19 protein-coding genes are annotated in these 17,241 nt (G+C 62.8%); all 19 read right to left on the minus strand.

Annotated elements, in window-relative coordinates:
* Positions 1-3: 3 nt before the first annotated feature.
* Entirely contained in the window at positions 4-984 is a 981-nt protein-coding gene (locus tag VMV82_08810) for a rod shape-determining protein (GenBank protein ID HUY41649.1), read from the minus strand.
* Positions 985-1,002: 18 nt separating this feature from the next.
* Positions 1,003-2,367: a UDP-N-acetylglucosamine 1-carboxyvinyltransferase gene (gene murA, locus VMV82_08815; GenBank protein ID HUY41650.1), complete on the minus strand. Its 1,365-nt coding sequence runs from the start codon at positions 2,365-2,367 to the stop codon at positions 1,003-1,005.
* Between the two features lie 68 nt (positions 2,368-2,435).
* Positions 2,436-2,819, minus strand: coding sequence for an ATP synthase F1 subunit epsilon (gene atpC, locus VMV82_08820; protein ID HUY41651.1), 384 nt, complete (start codon positions 2,817-2,819; stop codon positions 2,436-2,438).
* Between the two features lie 8 nt (positions 2,820-2,827).
* Complete coding sequence (gene atpD / locus VMV82_08825; protein ID HUY41652.1) at positions 2,828-4,318, minus strand: F0F1 ATP synthase subunit beta; 1,491 nt, start codon at positions 4,316-4,318, stop codon at positions 2,828-2,830.
* A gap of 94 nt (positions 4,319-4,412) precedes the next feature.
* Positions 4,413-5,276 carry an ATP synthase F1 subunit gamma gene (atpG, locus tag VMV82_08830; GenBank protein HUY41653.1) on the minus strand — a complete coding sequence of 288 codons (864 nt, stop codon included), beginning with the start codon at positions 5,274-5,276 and terminating at the stop codon, positions 4,413-4,415.
* 1 nt (position 5,277) lies between these two features.
* On the minus strand, positions 5,278-6,777 hold the full coding sequence (atpA, locus tag VMV82_08835) for a F0F1 ATP synthase subunit alpha (GenBank protein HUY41654.1): 1,500 nt from the start codon (positions 6,775-6,777) through the stop codon (positions 5,278-5,280).
* Between the two features lie 28 nt (positions 6,778-6,805).
* Positions 6,806-7,348: an ATP synthase F1 subunit delta gene (gene atpH / locus VMV82_08840; protein HUY41655.1), complete on the minus strand. Its 543-nt coding sequence runs from the start codon at positions 7,346-7,348 to the stop codon at positions 6,806-6,808.
* On the minus strand, positions 7,345-7,851 hold the full coding sequence (locus tag VMV82_08845) for a hypothetical protein (GenBank protein HUY41656.1): 507 nt from the start codon (positions 7,849-7,851) through the stop codon (positions 7,345-7,347). Before VMV82_08845 ends, atpH begins: the two co-directional genes overlap by 4 nt.
* On the minus strand, positions 7,851-8,282 hold the full coding sequence (locus VMV82_08850; GenBank protein ID HUY41657.1) for an ATP synthase F0 subunit B: 432 nt from the start codon (positions 8,280-8,282) through the stop codon (positions 7,851-7,853). Before VMV82_08850 ends, VMV82_08845 begins: the two co-directional genes overlap by 1 nt.
* Positions 8,283-8,294: 12 nt before the next feature.
* The gene (gene atpE, locus VMV82_08855) at positions 8,295-8,570 is read right to left on the minus strand and encodes an ATP synthase F0 subunit C (protein HUY41658.1); all 276 of its coding nucleotides are present in this window, start codon (positions 8,568-8,570) and stop codon (positions 8,295-8,297) included.
* A gap of 10 nt (positions 8,571-8,580) precedes the next feature.
* Positions 8,581-9,312, minus strand: coding sequence for a F0F1 ATP synthase subunit A (atpB, locus tag VMV82_08860; protein HUY41659.1), 732 nt, complete (start codon positions 9,310-9,312; stop codon positions 8,581-8,583).
* A 45-nt stretch (positions 9,313-9,357) separates the two neighbouring features.
* Complete coding sequence (locus VMV82_08865; GenBank protein ID HUY41660.1) at positions 9,358-9,654, minus strand: hypothetical protein; 297 nt, start codon at positions 9,652-9,654, stop codon at positions 9,358-9,360.
* A gap of 41 nt (positions 9,655-9,695) precedes the next feature.
* Positions 9,696-9,881 carry a hypothetical protein gene (locus tag VMV82_08870; GenBank protein HUY41661.1) on the minus strand — a complete coding sequence of 62 codons (186 nt, stop codon included), beginning with the start codon at positions 9,879-9,881 and terminating at the stop codon, positions 9,696-9,698.
* Positions 9,878-11,029 carry a UDP-N-acetylglucosamine 2-epimerase (non-hydrolyzing) gene (gene wecB, locus VMV82_08875; protein ID HUY41662.1) on the minus strand — a complete coding sequence of 384 codons (1,152 nt, stop codon included), beginning with the start codon at positions 11,027-11,029 and terminating at the stop codon, positions 9,878-9,880. The genes VMV82_08870 and wecB overlap by 4 nt, the downstream gene beginning before the upstream one ends.
* A 26-nt stretch (positions 11,030-11,055) precedes the next feature.
* Entirely contained in the window at positions 11,056-12,129 is a 1,074-nt protein-coding gene (locus VMV82_08880; GenBank protein ID HUY41663.1) for an MraY family glycosyltransferase, read from the minus strand.
* Positions 12,123-12,569, minus strand: coding sequence for a cytidine/deoxycytidylate deaminase family protein (locus VMV82_08885; GenBank protein ID HUY41664.1), 447 nt, complete (start codon positions 12,567-12,569; stop codon positions 12,123-12,125). Before VMV82_08885 ends, VMV82_08880 begins: the two co-directional genes overlap by 7 nt.
* A gap of 47 nt (positions 12,570-12,616) precedes the next feature.
* Entirely contained in the window at positions 12,617-13,285 is a 669-nt protein-coding gene (gene upp, locus VMV82_08890) for a uracil phosphoribosyltransferase (protein HUY41665.1), read from the minus strand.
* A 296-nt stretch (positions 13,286-13,581) separates the two neighbouring features.
* A complete protein-coding gene (locus VMV82_08895; protein ID HUY41666.1) occupies positions 13,582-15,111 on the minus strand; it encodes an AlwI family type II restriction endonuclease in 1,530 nt (509 codons plus the stop codon).
* 214 nt (positions 15,112-15,325) lie between these two features.
* Positions 15,326-17,200, minus strand: a complete 1,875-nt coding sequence (locus VMV82_08900; protein ID HUY41667.1) for a Dam family site-specific DNA-(adenine-N6)-methyltransferase — start codon at positions 17,198-17,200, stop codon at positions 15,326-15,328.
* Between the last annotated feature and the right edge of the window lie 41 nt (positions 17,201-17,241).

A 17,241-nucleotide genomic window follows, 5' to 3' on the forward strand; every position in this document is an offset into this window, starting at 1 on the left:
CCATCAGACGTGGATGCGCATTCCGGTGCCGAGTGCAACGCACGAGAGGGGGTCGTCGGCAACGATCGCCGGAACCCCGGTGATCTCGGAGAGCAGCTTGTCCAAACCGCGCAGCAGCGCGCCGCCTCCCGTTAGGATGACGCCGCGATCGATGATGTCGGAGGCCAGCTCGGGCGGCGTCTTCTCGAGAACCGACTTGACCGCTTCCACGATGGCGCCGACCGGCTCCGAGAGGGCTTCCCTGACCTCTTCGCTCGTGATCTTCACCGTTTTGGGCAAGCCGTTGATGAGGTCGCGCCCGCGGATCTCCATCGCGAGCTCCTGATCGAGCTTGTACGCGGAGCCGATCTTGATCTTGATCTCTTCGGCGGTTCGATCCCCGATCATGAGATTGTACACCCGCCGAATGTACCGAACGATCGCATCGTCCATCTTATTCCCAGCGACGCGCAACGATTGAGAGACGACGATCCCGCCGAGCGAGATCACGGCGACGTCGGTCGTTCCTCCGCCGATGTCGACGACCATGCTGCCGCAAGGCCCGTCGATGGGCAACCCGGCGCCGATCGCGGCGGCCATCGGCTCTTCAACGATTTCCACGCTGCGCGCGCCTGCAAGCTTCGCGGCGTCTTTCACCGCGCGCTCTTCGACGCTCGTGATCTCCGCGGGAACGCAGATCGTGACGTGCGGCTTCGGCTTCACGAGCGACGACCACCAGGTGCGGTCCTTCGTCACCTTTTTGATGAAATAGGCAAGCATCGCCTCGGTCACTTCGAAATCGGCGATGACGCCGTCGCGCAACGGTCGTATCGCTTGAATGTGCGCCGGCGTCTTGCCGAGCATCTGGCGAGCCTCTTCCCCGATGGCGAGCACTCTGCCCGTGTTCATGTCTTTCGCGACGACCGACGGCTCGCGCAAGACGATTCCCTTGCCGCGAACGTGAACGAGCACATTGGCCGTCCCGAGGTCAATTCCGATGTCCAATCCCGCTCCGTATTCTTGTTAGCCGGTTGCTGTGTTGACGCGTGGATACGCGCTCGTTTCGAAAATCGTCGATGGCTCGACGAACTGCGTGACGCCGCTCGAACGCTGCACTTGCGCACCGAGCTCGGAGAGCGTCTCCGTCAACCGCTCGTACCCGCGGTCGATGTACTCGAGGCCGATGATCTCCGTTTCCCCCGCAGCACCGAGACCCGCGATGACGAGGCCCGCACCGGCGCGAATGTCTGGTGCTTCGACCGGCGCGCCGGAGAGTTGTGCGACGCCCTTGACGACCGCAGCGTTGCTCTCCATCGAAACCTTCACGTCGGCACCCATGCGCGCAAGCTCGTTGACGTAGGAGAAGCGCGCGTTGAAGATCGATTCCTCGACAACGCTGGTTCCCGGAACGGTGCAGAGGAAGGCCACCGCCTGCGGCTGCAAGTCAGTCGCGAACCCGGGGTATGGAGCCGTGACGATGCTCGTCCCCGCATCGATCGTATCGCCCCGCAGACGCACCCAATCGTCTCCGGTCGTGATCTCCGCACCGCACTCGGCGAGCTTCTCCACGACGGCATCGAGATGCTGCGGCCGGCACTGCGTCACCGTGACGTCCCCTCTCGTCACGGCTCCGGCGAAGAGCAGCGTTCCCGCAACGATGCGATCCGGAATGATTTCGTATTCGCCGCCCTTGAGCTCGTGAACGCCGTCGATGACGATCGTGTCCGTCCCGGCACCGGCGACGTTGGCGCCCATCGCGACCAGGAAGTTTGCCAGATCGACGACTTCCGGCTCCATCGCAACGTTATGCAGCATGGTCGTGCCGTCGGCGAGAACCGCGCTCAGCATCGCATTCTTCGTCGCGCCGACGCTCGGCATGCGAAACTCGACCGACGCTCCCTTTAGGCGTTTCTTCTTGCAGTGCGCGATCAAGTAGCCGTGCGCGTTGCGCACCTCGCATCCGAGCGCGACGAACGCTTGCTCGTGCATGTCGGTCGCGCGCGTGCCGAGGACGCAGCCACCGGGCAAGGGCACTTCGGCGCGGCGGAAGCGGCCCAGGAGGGGACCGACGACGTCGAACGATGCCGCCAGCTTGCGCACGAGCGTGTAGGGAGCGCGGAATGTCGTGACGTTGCTCGCGTCGATCGTGAGCGAATGCTCGCCTTCATGGCGTATGCGCGCGCCGAGTGCTTCGAGCAGCGACCACATCACGGAAACGTCGGTGATGCGGGGGACGCGATGCAGCGTTACGGGACTCTTGGCTAATAACGACGCGGCCATGATCGGTAGGGCGGCGTTTTTGGCGCCGTGCGTGGGAACCGATCCTTCCAAGCGTGCGCCGCCGCGAATGCGCAGCGTCGTCTCTAAACGGTCGAGCATTGTTGTCATGAAAGCGTGTCCGCGCAAGGTTCGCGCCGCGAGGCGCTGCGCCCCGCCTCGTCCGGTGCCGGACCGGGTTACGTCTCGTGCCCCGTGAGTCGGAGCTTTGCCCGCGCGAACTCCTCTGCGGCGCGATCGTGCGCGGCTTGGGCTTGAGCGAGCTCTTGGCGCGTTCTTGCCACGTCGACGTCCTCGAATCGCAGCGCCTCGTCGACGAGCACGGTCACGCGGTCGGGCAAGGCCTGGATGAAGCCGGATCCGGTCGCGCGCTCGAGGCGCTCGCTCGCACCCTCGCGCACGACGTTTGCTCGCAGCAAGCCCGGCCGCAGCGCGGCCAATAGCGGAGCGTGACGGGGCAGGATACCCTCCTCACCCTCGGTCGTGACCACGATGACCAGCTCGGCATCGCCTTCGAAGACGATCTCTCCGGGCGCGATCAGCTTGAACGGGACGGTTGCCACGATCGACGCTAGACCGCCGCGCCCATTTTCTCGGCGTTCTCCTTGGCTTCGTCGATGCCGCCGACGTAGAAGAACGCGCCCTCCGGGAGATGGTCGACCTTGCCCTCCAAGACTTCTTTGAACGAAGCGACCGTATCCGCGAGCTTGACGTACTTGCCCGAGCGCCCCGTGAACTGCTCGGCGACGAAGAACGGCTGCGAGAAGAAGCGCTGAATGCGTCGCGCGCGCGCGACGGCGACTTTGTCCTCTTCGGAGAGCTCTTCGACGCCGAGGATCGCGATGATGTCTTGCAGGTCGCGATAGCGTTGAAGCGTCTCCTGAACGCCGCGCGCGACCGCGTAGTGCTCCTCCCCGACGATCTGCGGATCGAGGATGCGCGAGCTCGACGCGAGCGGATCGACGGCAGGGTAGATGCCCAGCTCCGAGATCGGACGCGAGAGCGCCGTCGTCGCATCGAGATGCGCGAACGTCGTGGCGACCGCGGGATCCGTATAATCGTCCGCGGGAACGTAGACCGCCTGCACCGAGGTGATCGACCCCTTGCGGGTCGACGTGATGCGCTCTTCGATGGCGCCCATGTCGGTTGCGAGCGTCGGCTGATATCCTACGGCCGACGGCATGCGTCCCATCAATGCGGAGACTTCGGAGCCCGCCTGCATGTACCGGAAGATGTTGTCCATGAAAAGCAGCACGTCGGCGCCCAGCTCGTCGCGGAAGTACTCGGCCATCGTCACGCCGGTCTGCGCGACGCGAAAGCGCACGCCCGGCGGCTCGTCCATTTGACCGAAGACGAGCGTCGTCTGCGCGAGAACGCCGGACTCTTTCATCTCGAGCCAGAGATCGTTCCCCTCGCGCGTCCGTTCGCCGACGCCGGTGAAGACGGAGAAGCCTTTGTGCACGTACGCGATGTTGCGAATGAGCTCTTGGATCAACACCGTCTTGCCGACGCCGGCGCCGCCGAACAGGCCGACTTTCCCACCGCGCGTGTAGGGAGCCATCAAGTCGATGACCTTGATCCCGGTCTCGAACACACGCTGCGTCGGCTCCTGGTACTTGAACTCGGGAGCGGCACGGTGTATCGGCCATTGCGCGGCCGCTTGCACGGGCTCGTCGGAGTCTATCGTCTTCCCCAAGACGTTGAAGATGCGTCCGAGCGTGCCTTCCCCGACCGGCACCGTGATCGGACCGCCGGTATTGGCGACCGGAGCCCCGCGTACGAGGCCGTCGGTCGACCCCATCGCTAGGCAGCGCACCTGGTTGTTCCCGAGCTCGTCTTGCACCTCGAGCACGAGCTCGCGTTCCTGCATCGCCGTTCCGCCGAGGTTCTGCTGGGGCGCGGCGGCTCCATTCGGCCGTCCTGAGCTTGTCGTTCCTGAGCCTATCGAAGGATTTACGCGAACGCGCAGCGCGTCCTGAATTTTCGGAAGCGTCTCCGGCGTGAACTCCACGTCGACGACGTTGCCGAGCACTTGCACGACTTTTCCGGTGTCGGTAGCCACAACTAGTTTTTCTCCACAGGAACGAAGGAGTGAGTGCCTATGCCATGAGGCCCTCGGAGAGCGTCTGACTTCTTCGAAAACGTCATGGATGTTCTCATCCGGCAAGCGCTTCCGCGCCGGCAACGATTTCGAGCAGTTCTTTGGTGATCGCCGCCTGACGCGCGTTGTTCATCGCGATCGTTGATTCGTCGATCGCTTTAGCGGCGTTGTCGGTTGCATTGCTCATGGCAATCAACTGCGCCGCAAAGAAGGCGGCATCCGTTTCGAGCATCGCCGAATACAGCGTGAACTCGAGATACTTTGGCAAAAGCAACGAGAGCACGAACTCCGGCGACGGCAGAAACTCGACCGCACCCTTCTGCGCACGCGCAGCGCCGGTTGGCGAAAACGCCTCCTTCAAAATCGGCACGAGCCGCCGCGTCTTCGGGCGTTGCGACATCATGGAGACCAGGGTCGAGGAGACGAGGACGATCTCGCCGATCTCTCCGGCGACGAAGTCAGCGCTCACGTTCTGCGCGACGGCGTGCGCCGTTTCCAGCTTTCCGCCGCCGAGCGGCCAGGTCGGGTGCTGGCCCTGGCCCATGCGTCGCACGGCGTTGCGCGCTTTGAGGCCGACGGAGTAGAAGCGAACCCCCCGATGCCCTTGCGCGTACTGCTCGGCCATTCGGATCACGTTGGAGTTGAACGCGCCTGCAAGCCCTTTGTCGGCCGTCATCAAAATGACCCCGGGTGCTGCGCCGCCCTTGCCTTCACGCATGAACGGATGATCGACGACGGACACCGCCGCAACGAGGTCGCGCAGCATCTCCGCGAGCGTCTGCGCATACGGGCGTGCGCGGCGTTGCGCGATCTCTGCACGGCGAATCTTCGCTGCAGCGACCTGCTTCATCGCCTTGGTGATCTGCTGCGTGTTCCGCAGCGACCGAATCCGGTCCCGCAGCTCGCGTACGGTCGCCAAATCAGAACGCCTTGTTGAACTCGGCGAGTGCCGCGTCGAGCCTCTTCTTCGTCTCGTCCGCGAGCTGGCCGGATTGTGCGATGTCGGTCGGGATGGCAGCGTAGCGCTCGTGCACGAACTGGATCGCCCCGATCGCCCAGTTCTGCAGACGGCTCGTTTCGACGTCGTTGACGAACCCTTTCGTGCCGGCGTAGAGGAGAATCACCTGATCCTCCATCGGCATCGGTTGATATTGCGGCTGCTTGAGCAGCTCGGTAAGCTTCTCGCCGCGGAGCAGCTGCATCTGCGTCGACTTGTCGAGGTCGCTCGCAAGCTTTGCGAAGGCCGCGAGATCACGATACTGCGCGAGTTCCAGCTTCAACTGCCCGGCCACCGATTTCATTGCCTTCGTCTGTGCGGCGCCGCCGACGCGCGAGACCGAGAGCCCGACGTCGATCGCCGGCCGGATGCCTTGAAAGAATAGGCTCGGCGTCAAATAGATCTGACCGTCCGTAATCGAGATGACGTTGGTGGGAATGTACGCCGAGAAATCGCCGGCTTGCGTCTCGATGATCGGCAAGGCCGTCATCGAGCCGCCGCCCATCTCGTCGCTGAGCTTCGCCGCACGCTCGAGCAGGCGCGAATGAAGATAGAACACGTCTCCCGGGTAGGCTTCCCGGCCCGGCGGCCGCCGCAGCAAGAGCGACATCTCGCGATAAGCTTGTGCGTGCTTCGTCAGATCGTCGTAGATAACGAGCACGTCCTTGCCGGCATACATCAGGTCTTCGCCCATCGCACACCCCGCGAACGGCGCGATCCAACGCAGTGCGGCAGCATCAGCCGGGCTGACCGTCACGATGGTCGTGTACTCCATCGCGCCCTTCTGCTCGAGAATTTGCGAGAGGGCGGAAACGGTCGAGTTCTTCTGGCCAATGGCAACGTAGATACAGAAAACGTTGCCTCCTCGCTGGTTGATGATCGTGTCGATCGCGATCGCGGTTTTGCCGGTCGAGCGATCGCCGATGATGAGCTCGCGCTGTCCCTTTCCGATGGGAACCAACGCGTCGATGGCGCGGATGCCGGTCTGGAGCGGTTGAAAGACGGGGCGGCGCTGCACGACGCTGGGCGCAGTGTTCTCGACCGTCCGCAGGCGCGCCGCGTCGAGCGTACCTTTGCCGTCGACGGGCCGGCCGAGCGGATCGACGACGCGCCCCAGGAGGGCCTCGCCGACCGGCACGGAGGCGATGCGCCCCGTCCTGCGCACCTTGTCGCCCTCCTGAACCTCGGCATCCGGCCCCATGATGACGACGCCGACGTTGTCCTCCTCGAGGTTCAGGGCAACGCCTTGCAGACCGTTCGGAAACTCGACGAGCTCCGAAAACCGTACGCCGCGCAGCCCGTAGACGCGCGCGAGGTTGGCGCCGACCTCGATCACCGTACCGACCTCGTCCTCTTCGAGCTCGCCTTTGAAGCCGGCGATCTGCGACTTGAGCAGTCCGGCGATTTCGTCTGCGTTGATCATGTTTGGCTTTCTTTCGTGGTGAGTATCGTCATGTCGTTGCCGCGAGCGTTCGCGCCAGCTCGTCGAGCCGGCGCGCGATGGTGCCGTCGATGCGGCGGTCTCCCGTCGTCACGCGGACGCCCCCGATGAGCTGCGGGTCGACCACGAGCTGCGGCTCGAAGCGCGTCTCGTACACGCGCTCGATACGCCCAACGAAGGCGGCGACCGCCTCAGCCTGGAGCGGCCGCGCCGAGGTGATCCTCAGGGTCGCAACGCCTCGTGCACGCATTTCAAGCAAACGATACTCTTCCAGCACGGCCCGCAGCAGCGCCTCGCGATGCTTGCGCACGAGCAAGAGCAGCGTGTGCAACGCAACGTCGTCCACTCTGCCTTCAAAGACCTTCGCCAGCACGCGCTCCTTCTCATAGCGGCTGATGATGGGAGCGAGGAAGAATCGGCGGGACTCCTCGCCCGCCTCGATGGCGGCGACGATGCGATCGAGGTCGGCACCGATGCGGTCGACGGCACCCGCCTCCGAGGCGAGCGCATAGACCGCAGATGCATAGCGTCTGGCAAGCGTACGGTTTATCATGCCTCACCTCGCGCGCTCTCCAGCGTCACCAAAAAGCGCTCGACGAGTCGAGCGTTTGCTGCGCCGTCGATACTGCGCTGCGCCTGGTCGCGGGCTTGCGCCAGCGCCCGCGCAAGAATCTCATCGCGCAATCGTAAACGCGCTGCCTCGCGAGCCCGCTCGAGCTCTCCCGCAGCGTTGTGCAGAACGCGCTCGCAGGCAACCGTCGCCTCCGCGACGACGACCTCGCGCTCGCGCACGGCCTGCCCGTCGGCTCGCCGCCGAATGAGCTCCGCGTCGCGCGTCGCACCTTCGATCTCGTCGCGTAGTGCCTCGACCGCAGCCTTGGCCTCGTCACGATGTCGCTCGGCCTCCGAGATCTGCCGGTTGCTGCGCGCTTGCGCGGCGAGCACCATCGGTTGCAGCCAGCGCATCCAGACGAACGCCATCGCCGCGATGAAGAGTAGCGCCGAGGCAACCTGGCTCCAAATCGCGATCTGAACGTAGAGCTGGCTCGACCCCATCAGGCGCTCTCCGCCATGACGCGCTCGACCATCGCCTGCGCTAGACCGCTGACGGCACGCTCTTCACCCGCGCGGGCGGCGTCCAGCTCCGCTGCTACGGCGCGCGTCGCTTCCTCGACGATCTCCTGGGCCTGGCGCGTGCACCGCGCGGCGATCTCCGCGGCCTCGTTCGTGCCTTGGGCACGCGCCGCGGCGATCCGGTGCGCGGCTTCGCGTCGCGCCGCCGCACGTACGCTCTCCGCGCTCTGCCGCAGCTGCGTCGCCTCGGCTTGATAGCGGTCGTAGTCCTCGACGAGGCCGTTGATGTACGCCCGTCGCTTGCGTATCGCTGCGGCGACGGGACGCAAGAAGACGACGTTCAAGATCGCGAAGAAAATCGCGAAGTTGACGAGCTGGACGACCAGCGTTCCGTCGACCGAAAGGAACGACATGCCCGGCGCGCGCTACTTGACCAGCGCGCTGACGATCGCAGGCACTCTGGCTACGACGAGCAGGATGTAGAAGGCAAGGGCGATGGCGATGAACGGCACCGCTTCCAACACGCCGACGCCCAGGAACATGAACGTGTAGATGTTCGAGCGCGCTTCGGGTTGCCGCGCGATGGCTTCGACGGCTTTCGATGCGACGTTTCCGTCGCCGACGGCCGAGCCGAACGCGACGCCGGAGATGATGATGCCGAAGGCGAGCAACGCGGCGGCACCGATGAGGGCTTCAGTCATACGAGCCTTTCTAGTGTTCCTCGGAGATGGCGAGCGACAGATAGACGATCGCCAAGAGGGTGAAAACAAATGCCTGGATCGTCCCGACAAAAAAGTTGAAGAACTGGATCAGGAAGGGAACGACGGACACGCCCATCGACAAATCGAAGGCGCCGATGCGTATGCGGGCGAGAATGATCGTCGAGATAATGATGAAGAGCAGCTCCCCCACGAAGATATTGAAAAACAATCGTGCGGCGAGCGTGACCGGGCGAAGAATCTCGTCGAGCACGTTCACGGGAAAGAGCGCCGGAAACGGCTCGAACAAGTGCTTCAGATATCCGGGGCCTTTCTTCTTGAACGCCACGATCTGAATCATGAAGAAGACCACGAGCACGAGCGGCACGACGGTGTTGAGATCGGCCGTCGGCGAGCCGCCGAACGGCAGATCGAACGCCTTGAACGGCACCATCCCGAACTGGTTCAAGAGAAAGATGAAGATGAACAGCGCGACGAAGAACGGCACGAATGGCTCGCCGGCCGGCCCGAGCACGCCTGTCGCCAGGTCTGCAATGTAATTGAAGACGCCCTCGAAGACGGTATGGCGTCTGGAGAGATACGGAGAGCGATAACTCGCGCCGATCCAGGCAAAGAGGCCGAGCGCAAGCGCCATGACGAGCCACGTCGTGACGATCGTGTCTGCATGGACGGCTCCGAGCACTGGCAAGTGCCAAAGAAAGTGTTCGCCGATCTGTTCGTGCACGTTCCTCTTCTTTGAATTCTAATCGCTCGAGAATCGCTTGCTTCTTTACCGCGCCCGACCGACGCTCACGGCATAGAGCGCCGTCGGGAGAAAGAACCCTGCGAAGTACCAGGCCATCGACCACCACGGTCCCGAGGCCGCGAAGGCCACCGGCACTATACCGAAGAGAGCAAGCCGGAAAAAACTACTTATGACGAAAGCTCCGGCGTTGCGGCTTCGTCCGAGCCGCTCGACGCCGTGAGCCGTCAGCATGGCATTGAGGATACCGCAGAGACCGCCTACTGCCAAGGCAAGCGCGGGAAGCGGCAGCGGGCGGGCAGCGAGCAGGGAAGCCAAGGCCACGACGGCCCCGGACCGCCACAGCGCCGTCCGGAACGCTCCGTTCAGAGGGACCTCGAGAGCAGCCTGAACGCCCCATACGCGCCCAGCAGCATGCCGGCAAAGAGCCCGAGGAAGGCGTAAAGGTTCCCTCCCGTCCTCGCATCGGCGAGAATCCCGACTCCGAATCCCAGCAACGATGCGCCGGCGAAGGTGCTTCCGGCGCCGATCAGCGGCACCACCCCCTTCATTCCGGCGAGCCGTCTATGCCCGAGAACGGCTTGGGATAGTGCGCGCCGCGGAAGCGCGCGAGAAGCCAGGCGACGATGCGATCCGCGGCGTGCCCGTCGCCGTATGGGTTCGCGGCGCGCGCCATTGCGTCGAAGGCCGATGCGTCGGTAAGCAGTCGCCGCGCCGCGGCCACGATGTGCTCGCGACGGTGTCCGACGAGCTCGAGCGTCCCCGCGTCGAGCCCTTCGGGGCGCTCGGTTTCATCGCGCATCACGAGCACCGGTTTGCCTAGGCATGGCGCCTCTTCTTGCAGACCGCCGGAGTCGGTGAGCACGAAAGTGCAGGCTTTGATCGCCGCGACCATCCGCGCGTAATCGATCGGATCGACGAGCACGACGCCGGGAACGTCGCCGAGAATCTCACGAGCGACCGGACGAACGTGCGGCGACGGGTGCACGGGCCAGTAGAGCTGCGGGTGCATGGGAAGCGCGGCGATTTCGCGCATCGCTTCGCACATCTCGCGCATATACGGATGGTTCTCGCGGCGGTGCGCGGTGACGGCAACGATTGGGCGCCGCGCGTCGAGCTCGCTCCATCGCGGCGGCGCCGGAAGATCCGTTCGCGCGGCGGTCTCCAGGAACGCGTCGATTACCGTGTTCCCGGTGACGACGACGTCGCGCGCATCGGCGTGCTCTTGAAGGAGATGATCGCGGGCGAGCGGCGTGGGCGCGAAGTGGTAGGAGGCGATCGTTCCGGTGAGACGCCGGTTCATCTCCTCGGGAAACGGCATCCAGCGATCGCTCGTGCGCAAGCCCGCTTCGACGTGCCCAACGGGAACGTGTCGATAGAAGGCTGCAAGCGCGGCCGCGGTACTCGTCGTCGTGTCGCCGTGCACGAGCACGACGTCGGGTTTCGCATCGTCGAGCGCCGGCTCCATTCCTTCGAGAACGCGCGTCGTCACCTGCGTGAGGGTCTGGTCCTCGGTCATGATGTCGAGATCGTAATCGGGCCGGATCGCGAAGAGCTCCAGCAGATCGTCGAGCATCTCGCGATGCTGCGCGGTGACACAGACGAGGCCCGCAATGCCCGCGTGACGTGCGAGCGCGTGGACGACGGGCGCCATCTTGATCGTATCGGGACGCGTCCCGAAGACGGTCATGACGCGCAGCGCGTTATCGGCCACTTAGGGGACCCCTAGTTGACATGCGGGAAGACGTGCGTGAGGCCGCCCGAGACGTAGAACGCGACCATGCCGAGCGCGAAACTCAGCGCGTAAATGAGCAGGACCGCCTGACGGACGTTCAGCCCGAACCGAAAGATCAGCAGGTGATGGAAGTGCCCTCGATCTGCCTCGGTAACCGCTTTGCCGGTGATCGAGCGACGCAGAATCACCGCAGCCGTATCGACGACGGGCAGCGCGAGGATGACGAGCGGCACGATGAGGCTGATCGCAATCGCGGTCTTGCTCGTGCCGATGATCGAGACCGTCGCGAAGACATAGCCGATGAAGAGCGAACCCGCGTCGCCGAGAAAGATCCGTGCCGGATTGAAATTGTACGGAAGAAAGCCGATCGCCGCGCCGGCAAGGGCGAGGACGACGATTGCGACGACGATGTCCCCATGCATGAGGAAGATCAGCGCCATGAAGAGGCTCGAGATCGCGGTGAAACCCGCCAACAGCCCGTCCAGGCCGTCGATGAAGTTGATCGCGTTCATCATGCCGACGTACCACAGAAGGGTGAGCGGGACGCCGACCCACGCCGGAAAGTCGATCCAGTTCGTGCTCGGATTATGGTTGAACGGATTGGTCATGCCGGGGATGATGAAGCCGTACAGCATCGAGACGAGCGCGACGAGCGACTGCGCGGCGAGCTTGTTGCGCGGCTTCATCTGCATCAGGTCGTCCCACATGCCGACGCCGAGAATCAAGAGGCTTCCGAAGAGTAGGCCCACTAGTTGGTGAATCGATTCGAACTGATCGGACAGAACGTTGTACCGGTGCGCGAGCGGCGCGTGCAGCGCCGAGGGGACGAGCGCGTACGGTGAGGAGAGTGCGATGCCGAGCACCGTGAAGAGTGCGACGGCGAAGCCGAAGTAGACCGCAACGCCTCCGATGCGCGGCGTCGGCACCGTGTGCATGTGGCGTTCTTCGGGACCGTGGAGTACGCCCAGGCGCTTGGCCAGATGGATGACGAGCGGGGTCGCGATCGCGGCGACCGCGATGGCGAGAGCGAAGGTCGCGCCGTAGATCAGCACCGCCGTCAGCATGGCTGCGCGCTTCCTTGCAAGGAAAACGGGACGAGCGCTACACCGGCTTCGGAGAGCAGCTCCGCTGCGACCGGATCGGGATACGGCTCGACGAAGACGATATTGACGACGCCCGCGCTGATGAGGAGCTTCGAGCAGCCCACGCAGGGTTGATGCGTGCAGTACGCCGTTGCGCCCTGCAGCCCCACACCGTACAGCGCGCCTTGAACCACGGCGTTGGCCTCCGCGTGCGTCGCCCGCACGCAGTGCCCGTCGCGCAATATGCAGTCGGCCTGCGTGCAGTGCGCGACGCCGCGCGGCGCACCATTATAGCCGGTCGTGAGAATCCGATGCTCGCGCACCAACACGCAGCCGACCAGAGCGCGCGGGCACGTCGCCCGCGTTGCGACCGTTCGCGCGATCTGCACGAAGTATTCGTCCCAGCCGGGCCTCGACGTCATCCTGGCCGCTTCTCCCGTTTCATCCTGAGCTTGTCGAAGGATGCCGTTCAGCTCGTGCTACGCACTGCCGCTGGAACCGACGTGAGGCTTCCGAACATCCGATCCCCGGCATCGCCGAGTCCCGGCACGATGTAGGCGTGATCGTTCAAACCCGCGTCGACCGCGCACGTGACGATGGACGCGCTCGGATGCGCGCGTTGCACGTGACGCACGCCTTCCGGCGCCGCAATCAAGCAGATGAACGTGAGCGTCCGCGCACCCCGCTCGACGAGCGCGTCGAGCGCCGCGACTGCCGAGTTGCCCGTCGCGAGCATCGGATCGAGCAAGAAGACGTGGCGGTCGCCCAGCTCCGGCGGAACGTTCGCGTAATAGGGTACCGGAACCAGCGATTGCGGATCGCGATAGAAGCCTAGATGTGCAACGACCGCATCGTCGACGACCTGCAAGAATCCAGGCAACAATCCGAGACCCGCGCGAAGAATCGGCGCAACGACGGGACGCGTTGCGATACGCTGGATCGTCGTATCCGTCAGCGGCGTCTCTACGCGCTCGTTTCGCAGCGGCAATCCACGCGTCGCCTCGTAGGCAAGAAAAACCCCGATCTCTTCAACCAGCTTGCGAAAGACCGGTACCGGCGTCTCCTTGTCGCGAATTCTCGCGATGCGGTCGGCAACGGCGGGATGATCGAGAACGAGAAGATCGCGGCTTGCGGACACGCTCTTATCTTTCGCGGAGCCCGCCGCTCGCCTGCATAGGGGACTGTCCCCACCGCGAGCCCGATCCCTTAGGCGCTCCTGCCGTTAATCGACTAGCCGAACGCGCCGCTTACCCACGGTAAATCGTGGATCCTTTCGCAGGTCGCGCATGCAAGTCGTCCGCGGAGTTTTTCGTCGTTCCGACGTCGCGGTGAGCTCCGGTTCCGCGCTCCTGAGGCCATCCCATAGCTCTTCGGACGACGCCTCGCTCTTCTTGCTATTTCTCATCCACGCGTACGCAGCGTCTGAGAATTTACTCACGCGCTAGCCCTCGACATAGCCAACGAAGTTATGAACTCACTCACGACGTTTGCTATTGCAGCCTTCCATCTTCCTCCGTCTCGATCGCGCGCCGCCAGCGCAGCATCTAGAAGCTGTCTGATACCAGCGGGGCCGACGGCACGAGGCCCATCGAATCCAGCCTGGAAGACGCCGGCAAACTGGGCGAGCGTGAGCGGTACTATACTCAGCAAGATGCGCTCTTCCGACAGTACAAAGTCCCCGCGACCGAAGGTCTCGGCTGTATTGGTGTCGATGCGAGGAGCGATAAAGAGTCCGTAGACTGGCTTGACGGGGTTGTTGCGCGTCACTTCTGCGACGTGCCGCCTCACCGGTTCGCCTTCAGCCGCCTCTTGCCGGGAGTTCTCGGTAAACGTCACCTCGACCACAAGCACAAAATCGGCAAATTCGCAGATCATATCCGGTCGACGTGAGGAGGCCGGAGCAATCGGGCTCATGTCGGCATCTATATGGAACTGCCGAACCTGCCACGGCTCGTTCGCGAGCGTATCTATCGCTAGAAAGGCCCGCCATACGGCCCACTCAAGATACGCGGGCGCCTCGCCGCGATAGAACGCCGCCCTGTCGTCCTTGCGATCCATAAGCAAGAGCAGATCATTGATCGCAGCGGTTTCCGCTCCCTGGGCGACCGCGAATTGTTCTTCGCGTACCATGCGGTGTTCCATTTCAAGCTTCAGCCTGATTTGCTCCAGTTCCGCTACCTGCATCCCCTCTACGACCGGTACGTCCACGGCACGCCCTGCTTCGGTCAAGTTGCGTGCAAGACGGCGAATTGCCGACGCCGCCTCTCCCGCATCGTCGGTTGGAAGAACTTCGCCGACCCACAGGCGGCGAAGGTAGGCGTCGTCCTCCAGCCGCCTATCCTCGGGCGTGACGATTACCTCTACCTCGCGCCGCTTCTCCTCCGTAACGCAAAGCGCGGCTCTGGCCCTGGTCACAAGGCCCGTTGCTCTTAGGTACCGGAAGTTCACATCCGCGTAGTCGTCAAGCGATGTGGATTTTACGGGGTTGCCGTGCTCCGCCAGCAATCGTTCCCGAAATGATCTATCAAACGCCCTCTTGTTCGCTGCGGCCGCCCTTTCGGCTCTGTACGACGCGATGTCGCCCACGAGTCTAGAGACGCCGGCTTCGCTCTTGCAGAATTGCACCAGAGAGGCCATCTCTTCGAACGAAACCGCTGCCTGCAGACCGGTCTGCTCAAGCGCGAGTATGGTCTTCAAAACAATACGAAGCGGCGAAAACGGCACCGAGGCGTGTGTTCGCTCGATTGCCGATGGAACGCGGTACGCCAGAATCGCACGCAGGAAACACTCCTCCATCTGTGCGATCGACGTCGAAAGGGCTAGCCTCTTCCCGCTCGCCGTAACCTTGAACTGAAGCCCGTCGATCTCCGGCAGGCCGCCACCAATACTCAGTATCCGCGGGTCGATACTTTCTTGTGGCAGTCCGCTGGTAAGGGCGGGCGTAATGAATCCCAATTGGTACATCGCTGAACGCCACTTCCGACCATTCCAAGCCCCAATTTCTCCATCGGACACACTTCTCAGGAGTCCTTCGGTAAAAAGGAGCTGCCCGAAGCCCGCTTCGGCTTTCGCCGAGGAAAGGTGACCGTTATAGCGCGAGTCCAAGAGCACCTTAAGGGCCGACGCTAGGCGAAAAGGAGAGCGCACCGTCGTGTTACCAAGGTGCCAGGGCCGGTTGCTAGCGCGCAACGAAGAGATATTCCGACACCTTATTGTTGCTGTTCTGCGGTTTGTGGCCTTGGTTACCAAAGCTGTACCGGTGCCTTACCGGAAGAATCTCAACGTCGTGCTTATAGCGGCGCAATAGCTTCAACATCGTCTCGCTGTCTGGCAGCGAGTTCGAAGAGTACGAGACAATCAGCGAGCTGTTAGCAAAGCGCTGGAAAATTCGTTCAAAAGCCGCAACCGCACCCCCATAAGTGCTGAATGGCGATCCGTAGCTTTTGAATTTCTTCGTTGCCGTGTGCGCTTGAAGCTCGACGCCGATCCACTCTCGGGCCAACCCTTCTACGAAATGGTAACGGCGCACGTAGTCATTGTCTGACAGCTTGCTGTAGTACGGCGGGTCGATGTATACGATGTCAGCTTCAACTTCTACAGTTAGCGCATCGCGATCAAGCGCGATGTTCTGTCTGGCGTTGTCAAACACGGCGCCGTTGATCACCCTGACGGCGTCCCTAAAATGCTCACGCAATGGAAGCTGCATGTCTCGGCGGCCGTCGTCGTACCGCAGACCGACGTACGTAAAGATACCGCGCGCGCGTTTCTTCATGCAAGCGCGAATCAACGCCGCCCTGGCAAGGGTCTTTTCCATGTGCCCGTCCAGTTCTTGAATGCGCGACCGAATGGTGTCGACTAGTTTTGTATCTTCATCGGAAAAGTATAAGCCCCTAAAGTGATCCTGGACGAAGCTGGTGGTTATGGCGCCTTGGGTCAGGAACTCCACCGCAGCCTCCGAGAGGCGAGTGCGACTGTTCTCGATCATTGCTCGGGCGAAAAGAGCGGCAAAAACCATGTAGTCATTCGACGTTACCTCAAGCCCTTGAGCTTTGAACATGTAGCTGACTACCCCGCTACCTGAAAACAGGTCGAGGACTCGCGTTCCCCCCAGTTGCTTGGCCACGCCCCAGATGTCGGGAAGCAGTTTCTCTTTGCTCCCCATGAATCGCGTCGACGGATAAGCTCGCGTCTGCTCGCTCAAGGCCCCTGTAATCGCCGCCCCTTGTCGCGGCAGTACCGATACCACGAGGTCTTCCCCGATGCGCGACCCTCCTTGGCAGCTAATATTTCGCCTTGTCCGAGCCACATGAAAATCAAATCCTTGGTAAAGGTGTCGTGCAAGTTCGGTGTTGGAGTTAGTGAGGACTACGTGGCATCCCAAATCTCTGAGCCGGCCAACTTCGCCCGCAAGCTCAAGATGGTCGCGCACTCCGAACTGCTCCTTGGTATACCGCTTGAAGTCAGCAAAGCGTCCGGCTGGCACGTACGGCGGATCTAGAAATAAGAAGTCCCCGGATCGAACGTGTTCGCGCAGGATCGTACGGAAGTCCGCGCAGACAATAGAGGCTCCTTTGAGCGCCAGGCTCGCGGCGCGTAGCGCCGCTTCATCGCAAATCTTGGGCGATCTGTACTTACCGTAAGGGACGTTGAATATCCCGGTGCGATTGACGCGGTACAGACCATTATAGCATGTGCGATTTAGGTACAGGAGCCGTGCGGCGCGCGTCGCGGGCGCGAGAGATACCGGATCCATCCGCCGCACCTGATAGAATGTCGCCTCGTTGGCCTGCCATCGCCGCGCCTCCTTGATCACCCCGTCGACGTCGTCACGAACGGCTGCGTAGAACGCGACTAGCTCCGGGTTCGAATCGGAAATTATAGCGCGCGCAGGCAACAGAGCAAAGAAGAGCGCTCCGCCCCCGAAAAATGGCTCGATATATGTGCCATATCGTGGTGGAACCAGCCGGGTAATTTGCCCGAGCAGCTGCGTCTTGCCGCCGGCCCATTTCAGCGGCGGCGCGACGCGCGCGTGTTCGGTGCCGGAATCAACCAGCCTCGTTGATGGCGAAATGCGTTTCTGCGTAAGCAACTATC

The organism is Candidatus Dormiibacterota bacterium, assembly GCA_035532035.1.
GTDB lineage: Bacteria > Vulcanimicrobiota > Vulcanimicrobiia > Vulcanimicrobiales > Vulcanimicrobiaceae > Tyrphobacter.